Origin of the sequence: Arenimonas malthae CC-JY-1 (genome assembly GCF_000747075.1) — a bacterium.
In the GTDB taxonomy this organism is placed as follows: Bacteria; Pseudomonadota; Gammaproteobacteria; order Xanthomonadales; family Xanthomonadaceae; genus Arenimonas; species Arenimonas malthae.
Genome location: NZ_AVCH01000117.1, coordinates 1 through 823, shown reverse-complemented (window position 1 = coordinate 823; position 823 = coordinate 1). Strand labels below are relative to the sequence as shown.

Sequence of the window (823 nt, the reverse complement as noted above, 5' to 3'; positions counted from 1 at the left end):
GCCGTACTTGGCCACGACATGGAACAGGTCGTAGACCACCTCGGCGTTCGGGCAGTGCGCCTGCACCTCCAGGTCGTACGCCGTGTTCATGTCCATGGCCACGGCCCGGATCTGCGCGCAGCGCGCCGGCCCCAGTTGCTCGAAGAACGGCCGGATCTCCGCCCGGGACCGGCCCCGGCCGATCCAAAGCACCCGCTTTCGCTCAGGGTCGACCACTACGGTCGCGTACCGATGCCCCCTCTGGATCGCGAACTCATCCATCGCCAGCAGCCGCACGCCGTCCAGGTCCGGCGGGCCCAGCGTGCGATCCAAGTGGCGAAAGTCGATCGCCTTGACCGTCTTCCAATCCAGCCCGAACCACCGGGCGGCGTGCCGCACCGACGTCCCGGCGCACAGCCGGGCCACGCTCTCGGCCAACCGGCGGGTCACCCGGGCGTGGGGATCGAGCCAGTCCAGCCGCTCCAGCCGTGGGCCGCAGCGTGGGCAGGCCAAGCGAAGCCGCGGTACCAGTAATTCCACCGCATGCTCGAACAGCGGCAAGTCCCGGATACGCCGCAACGTGCTGTCGTGGATGCCCGTCACCGGCTGGTCGCAGCCTGAGCATCGGCGCTGCGCGCCTTCGTCGGGGGTCAGTTCCAACACGGCCCAGGACTGGCCAGCCCGCTGCTCCTGGCGCCAATCATCCACGCGATAACCCACCCAGCCACCCAGCTGGGCAATACAATCCTCGTCGGCCACGGCCGACCCCCGGTTTGTTGTCTAGACAACTACAAACTACCCGGGTCGGCCGTGCGCCACTCTCCCCTCAGTTGGGAGAAGAACC

1 protein-coding gene is annotated in these 823 nt (G+C 68.3%); it reads right to left on the bottom strand.

Annotated features, from left to right (window positions below; all coding sequences use genetic code 11):
- Positions 1 to 738, bottom strand: a 738-nt coding sequence (locus tag N790_RS05715; RefSeq protein ID WP_156969955.1) for an ISL3 family transposase, incomplete at its 3' end; no start/stop codon positions are given.
- Positions 739 to 823: the final 85 nt, after the last annotated feature.